The organism is Chitinophaga sp., from assembly GCF_036569125.1.
Taxonomy (GTDB): domain Bacteria; phylum Bacteroidota; class Bacteroidia; order Chitinophagales; family Chitinophagaceae; genus Chitinophaga.
Map to the genome: position 1 here is coordinate 1 of NZ_DATCRF010000450.1, position 5,768 is coordinate 5,768.

General features: G+C 49.9%; 4 protein-coding genes. 2 read left to right on the forward strand and 2 right to left on the reverse strand.

Annotated elements, in window-relative coordinates; translation table 11 throughout:
• Positions 1-478: 478 nt before the first annotated feature.
• Positions 479-1,444 carry a YpdA family putative bacillithiol disulfide reductase gene (locus VIM87_RS16840; RefSeq protein WP_331998120.1) on the forward strand — a complete coding sequence of 322 codons (966 nt, stop codon included), beginning with the start codon at positions 479-481 and terminating at the stop codon, positions 1,442-1,444.
• 58 nt (positions 1,445-1,502) lie between these two features.
• On the opposite strand, the gene murB is transcribed toward VIM87_RS16840, so the two are convergent.
• On the reverse strand, positions 1,503-2,519 hold the full coding sequence (gene murB / locus VIM87_RS16845; RefSeq protein ID WP_331998121.1) for a UDP-N-acetylmuramate dehydrogenase: 1,017 nt from the start codon (positions 2,517-2,519) through the stop codon (positions 1,503-1,505).
• A 156-nt stretch (positions 2,520-2,675) separates the two neighbouring features.
• On the opposite strand from murB, the gene VIM87_RS16850 reads away from it, so the two are divergent.
• Positions 2,676-3,344 carry an NAD(P)H-binding protein gene (locus tag VIM87_RS16850; protein WP_331998122.1) on the forward strand — a complete coding sequence of 223 codons (669 nt, stop codon included), beginning with the start codon at positions 2,676-2,678 and terminating at the stop codon, positions 3,342-3,344.
• Positions 3,345-3,592: 248 nt separating this feature from the next.
• Here VIM87_RS16850 and priA read toward each other — a convergent pair.
• On the reverse strand, positions 3,593-5,768 hold a 2,176-nt coding region (priA, locus tag VIM87_RS16855), incomplete at its 5' end, for a replication restart helicase PriA (RefSeq protein WP_331998123.1).

Sequence of the window (5,768 nt, forward strand, 5' to 3'; positions counted from 1 at the left end):
CAATTTCACCCGGAAGTGCGCAGTAACGATGTATTGAAAATGGTGGAACATGACGATGATGAGCTGGCGCCTGCGCCGTATGTGCAAAGCGCGGAAGCTATAGCGGACCGCAGCTCCCTGGCTGATGGAGCGAATGAGATGATGTTTGGGCTGCTGGAGTATATGCAGAAGGCGTAGTGTTTTTAGCTGTTAGCTTTTAGCTTTGGGCTGTTAGCTTTTAGCTTTGGGGTTGTGGTTGCTAGTATCGCTTTCCCGGAGGTCCAATAAACGGGCTGCACCCGCCTGTTATGTAAATCTATTTAGCTATTGTATCATCGTATCAGCAGTGGCCTGCTGTTAAACATTATCAAGCGTATCACGCCGGGCAAAGGCCCGTTTATCCGGACCTCCGGGTTCCGCGAAGATCAGAGCGATTGCTTTGAAAATTCCCGGGATTGCCGGCCTACAATTCGTAATTGATAATTCGTACTTTCATCCTATGGAAACATTGGATATCCTCATCATTGGCGGGGGGCCTATAGGACTGGCCTGCGGGCTGGCGGCAAAAAAGGCAGGGTTGAGCTATGTAATACTGGAAAAGGGCTGCCTGGTTAATTCATTATATAATTACCCTTTGAATATGACCTTTTTCTCTACCTCCGAAAGGCTGGAGATAGACGGTATTCCCTTTATGTCCATTAATGCAAAGCCTACCCGCCCGGAAGCCCTGGAATATTACCGGCGGGTGGCTACCTCCCGGGAGCTGCACGTAAAGCTGTTTGAAGAAGTACAAACCATTACCCCTAACGGGGATACCTATACGGTGAAAACACCCCGGCATAATTACCAGGCCCGGCATGTTGTAATTGCTACCGGCTTTTATGATATTCCCAACCTGATGAACGTACCGGGTGAAGACCTGCCCAAAGTAAGACACTATTATAAAGATCCCCACTTTTACGCCATGCAGCGCGTAATTGTAGTGGGCGCCCATAACTCTGCCGTGGATGCGGCTTTGGAAACCTGGCGCAAAGGCGCCGATGTAACAATGGTGATCCGTGAAAGCGGTATCGGCAGCCGGGTAAAATACTGGGTAAAACCGGATATTGAGAACCGTATTAAGGAAGGCTCCATTAAAGCCCATTGCCATTCCGTGATCAAAGCTATACGGCCGGATGAAGTAGAGATCTCTACCCCGGATGGTGTGGTAACTGTGGAGAATGATTATGTGATTGCTATGACGGGCTACCAGCCCAACTTCAGCTTCCTGGAAAAAGCCGGTATTGAATTATCGAAGGATGAGAAAAAATATCCTGCCTATAACCCGGATACCATGGAAACCAACCTGCCCCGGGTATACCTGGCCGGCGTGGTTTGCGGCGGTATGGATACGCACGTATGGTTTATTGAAAATTCGAGGGACCATGCGGATAAGATCATTGCGCATGTAACGCGGAATGCTTAATGTCGAACGCTGAATGCTAAACGCTAAAAGCTAAAGGCTTAACGCACAGCATTCAGCATTAAACAATATTCACTTCTCTTTCCAGCGCTACGCCAAATTTTTCGTGTACACTATCCAGCACTTCCTGGGATAGGTTGTAGATCTCCCGGCCTTTGGCATCGCCGTAATTTACCAGCACCAGCGCCTGCTTGGCGTGTACGCCGGCATCGCCCTTGCGGTAACCTTTCCAGCCACATTGTTCAATGAGCCAGCCTGCAGCCAGCTTGTGCTGTCCGTTAGCAGCCGGATAAGCTACAATATCAGGATGGGCCTGTTTTACGGCGGCAAATTGTTCTGCGCTGATAGTGGGGTTTTTGAAGAAGCTGCCTGCATTGCCGATCTGTGCCGGATCCGGCAGCTTGGAGCGGCGGATGTTGATCACTGCCTGGCTGATGGCCTGTATGGAAAGCTCCTTTACCTCCATCCGCTGCAGCTCCTGTTCTATAGCGCCATAGCTGGTATTGAACTGCGGATGTTTGCGCAGCCGGTAGGTTACGGACAGGATCACGAACTGGCCTTTGTACTGGTGTTTAAACACGCTCTCCCGGTAACCGAATGCACAGTCTGCGTTGTTGAATGTTACCAGCGTACGGTCGTTCAGGTGATAGGCTTCCAGCTCATAAAAATGATCTTTAATTTCCACGCCATAAGCGCCGATATTTTGCATAGGGCTGGCGCCTACATTGCCGGGGATCAGGGACAGGTTCTCCAGCCCGGCATAATTAAGCGTTATACAGTGCTGTACAAACTGGTGCCAGTTTTCCCCGGCGCCGGCTTTTACATAAATATATTCCTCATCTTCCCGTACCAGGGTAATGCCTTTCAGCTCATTTTTCAGGAGCAGGCCGTCAAAATCCCGGGTAAATAAAATATTGCTGCCGCCGCCAAGGATCATGCGGGGAAGGGCCTTCCAGCGGCCATCTTCCAGAACCTCCTGCAGCTGCTGCAGGGTAGCAAACGGGGCAAAATAACGGGCTTGTGCGGCAATGCCAAAGGTATTATACGGCCTGAGTAAAACATTTTCTGCTACCTGCATATGTGAAAATTCAATGACTTAACTTTATAATAAGACTGCAACCTACAGGTAAGTGATGCCAATTGTGGCCTGTTACTTGTAACTGTTCAGCAATAAACTGGCTATAATTAACTACAGCGGTAGTTTTTTTCCCGGACAAAGATAATTAACAGAACAATGCCTCAAACAGCTATTGTAATTGGCGCTACCGGGCTTACCGGCAGCCACCTGGTGAACCTGCTGCTGCACAACCCTGCCTTTGACAAGGTAAAGGTACTGATGCGCAAACCGGTACTAAAACAACGGCCCGGACTGGAAAGCATTATTGTGGATTTTGAAGATGAGGAAAGTTTGTCGGCTGCTTTACAGGGCGATGTGCTGTTTTGCTGCATTGGCACCACCAAACGCAAAGCCGGCGGCAAGGAGCAGTTCCGCGAGGTGGATTTTAATATTCCCGTGCGTTGCGCCACACTGGCCAAACGGCATGGGTTTAACCAGTTCCTGTTAATGTCGTCTATCGGGGCTAACATAAACTCCCGCTTTTTTTACCTGCGTACCAAAGGGGAGGCTGAACAGGCCATAACCCGCCTGGGTTTTAACAGCATGCATATATTCCGCCCCTCGGCATTGCTGGGTAAGCGGGATGAGCCCCGCCCCGGCGATGTGTTTACGCAATACCTGGTACAGGTATTTTATTTTCTGCTGCAGGGACGGTGGAAGAAATACCGGGGCATCCGGGCATCCACAGTGGCTAAAGCCATGGTAGCTGCAGGGGTAAAGGGCGAGAGCGGTACACATATTTATGAATCAGATGCAATAAAGGAAATGGCGGGGGAACCGTTGTAGATGAGTAAATGTGCAGATATGCGGATGTGCAGATGGAATGCCGCGGATAATCGAATAATGAGATGATGAATAGATCGCTGCAGATGAGTAAATGTGCAGATATGCGGATGTGCAGATGGAATGCGAGGGATAATGGAATAATGAGATGGTGAATAGATTGCTGCAGATGAGTAATGAAAAAGATATACGGATTTGCAGATGGAAGCCGGGCCTCATTTGCACATCTGCATATTCGCACATCTGCACATCTAAACGCAGTCCACGTCCGGAATAATAATAACCGACCGGAATTTCTTCTCTGCCTGCAGCTTTACAAAATGCTCCCGTAACAGCTGTTTGGTTTGGGCGATGGTTTTTGAATCGCGGGGCAGCTTGATCAGCATTTCCTGTAGATAATTATTACGTACCCGGCTTACCAGCGGGGCTGCAGGGCCTACCAGCTGGGTGCCCAGGTGAGGATGCAGCCAGCTGCCCAGGATCTGCGCCGCCTGCTCCACGATCAGCTGTTTCTTATGCTTGATAGTGATTTTCAGTAAACGGAAAAAAGGCGGGTACCCAAAACGTTGCCGCTCCACGATCTCTGCCTCATACATGGCTTTATAATCATGCAGGCTTACATATTGTAAAACAGGGTGGCGGGTATTATTAGCCTGGATCACTACCCGGCCCTTATCTTTTTTACGGCCAGCCCGGCCACTCACCTGCTCCATCAGCTGAAAAGCCCGTTCATTTACCCGGAAATCAGGATAGCTAAGCAGACTGTCGGCACTCAGAATGCCTACCAGGCTCACATTATCAAAATCCAGCCCTTTTACCACCATCTGCGTACCTACGAGTATGTCTATACGCTGTTGCTCCAGCTGCTGGATCATTTTATTATGACTGTCCTTATTACGCACCGCATCCACATCCATACGGGCAATGCGGGCTTCGGGGAACAGCTGCTGCAGGTCTTCCTCAATTTTTTCCGTACCAAAACTTTTGGGTATCAGCGTTTGGCTGCCGCAGGCGGCACAGGTATACAGGTAAGGATACTGCGTACCGCAGTAATGGCAATGCAGCTTATCCTGGTTGCGGTGGTAGGTGAGCGATACGTCGCACTGCTTGCAATGCGGGATCCAGCCGCAGGTGGTACACAACAGGAAAGGTGCATAGCCGCGCCGGTTCTGGAACAGGATCACCTGTTTACCAAGGGCCAGGGTTTGTTTAACCGCATCGGCCAGCATGGGTGTAAAGTTGTGCAGCATCTGCTTTTCGGCAGTGGGCTGCTTGATGTCGGCTATTTCAATAGACGGCATTTCTATGCCGCCAAACCTTTCTTCCAGGGTCACCAAACCATATTTGCCCTGCTGCGCGTTAAAATAAGATTCCAGCGAAGGCGTGGCAGAGCCTAATAATACCTTCGCCCCAAACAAGCCGGCATAATAAATAGCCGCATCGCGGGCATGGTAACGGGGTGCGGGATCCTGCTGTTTGTAAGAGGCATCATGCTCCTCATCCAGTATGATCAGGCCTATATCCCGGAAGGGTAGCAGCATGCCGGAACGGGCGCCCAGCACTATCTGCAGCTCGCCGCTTTTTACTTTGTTCCAGATCTCTACCCTTTCATTATTATTAAAGCGGGAATGATAGATGCCTATCTTACTGCCAAAGTGTTTTTGCAAACGGCGGATGATCTGCGCTGTAAGCGCTATTTCCGGTAACAGGTACAGCACCTGTTTGCCGGTGGCTATGCATTCTTCTATCAGCTTTACATATACCTGGGTTTTGCCACTGGAGGTTACCCCGTGCAGCAGGGTCACCGGCTTGTGCTCAAAACTTTGGCGCACGGCCAGCAAAGCAGCTTCCTGGGCAGGGCTCAGGATAAAATCTATATTCGCTTCGGCCTTGCTGCCCGGTACACGGTCAACCACCCGTTTTTCTATCCACACAATATTTTTATCTACCAGGCCTTTCAGCTGTGCTGCGCTGGCGCCGGATTTTTTCAGCAGCTCGCTTTGTAATACAGCCCCTTGTGTTTTTAACAGGTGCAGGTAAGCCAGCAGCAACTCCATTTGTTTGGGCGCGCGCCCCAGCTCATTGAACAGGGCCGACAGCTGCTCCTCCTGCTCATAGGCGGGGTGCAGCTGCACGTAGTTCTCTTTCTTTTCCTTATAGGCTTCTTTCAGCTCTTCAAATACCAGGCATACCTTTTTTTCTATGAGCTTTTTAATGGTGCTGTATACATCGGCCTTATCCAGGATCAGCTGCACTTCGCCAATACGCAGCTCTTTGCGCACCAGCAGGGCTTCTGCTATCAGGTATTCATCCTCATCTAATGAGGTCATATCATCGCCAAAGGCATCATTATATAATAGGATGGTTTCGCTGGAAAGTTTAAGATGGGCGGGTAAGGCGGCATTCAGCACCTCTCCTTCTGTACAC

Coding starts and splice junctions, on each gene's coding strand:
- VIM87_RS16840 (WP_331998120.1), top strand. CDS start 479: ATGGAAACATTGGATATCCTCATCATTGGCGGGGGGCCTATAGGACTG.
- murB (WP_331998121.1), bottom strand. CDS start 2,519: ATGCAGGTAGCAGAAAATGTTTTACTCAGGCCGTATAATACCTTTGGC.
- VIM87_RS16850 (WP_331998122.1), top strand. CDS start 2,676: ATGCCTCAAACAGCTATTGTAATTGGCGCTACCGGGCTTACCGGCAGC.